The 320-nt window shown below is 42.5% G+C and carries 1 protein-coding gene; it reads right to left on the bottom strand.

What is annotated here, in order from left to right; genetic code table 11:
- Positions 1 to 119: 119 nt before the first annotated feature.
- The coding region (locus tag N2K84_RS20370; RefSeq protein WP_282593664.1) for a helix-turn-helix domain-containing protein at positions 120 to 320 on the bottom strand (201 nt) is incomplete at its 5' end.

The raw sequence follows: 320 nt of genomic DNA, 5'->3' as shown, positions 1-320 counted from the left end.
CCAGGGAATCTTTTCCTCGATATAATCGCCGCTGATCAGGGGACGTTGCACGATTTTATACAAGCTTGTTCCTACACGGATATATTTACCGTTGTTCAATGTCTTTTCCTTCATCGCGGTTACCTTTTTCGTCTTGCACTTCGCGCAAGGGTTAAGCTGATTTCACTTGAATCATGCCTTGGTCTGGTTTGATTTTCAGCCCACAGCAGTATTTCTTTTCGCGAGAAGACCAGTTTGTTTCCATACGTTTTGCAGGGAATTTTACCGGTGGAGGTTAACTTGTAAATTTTTGCTTTTGATGTCGGATAGCCATATTCCTT

It is taken from the genome of Gaoshiqia sediminis (assembly GCF_025907915.1).
Lineage (GTDB): Bacteria > Bacteroidota > Bacteroidia > Bacteroidales > Prolixibacteraceae > Gaoshiqia > Gaoshiqia sediminis.
The sequence above is the reverse complement of the archived record's forward strand: the minus strand, read 5'-3'. Positions and strand labels throughout refer to the sequence as shown.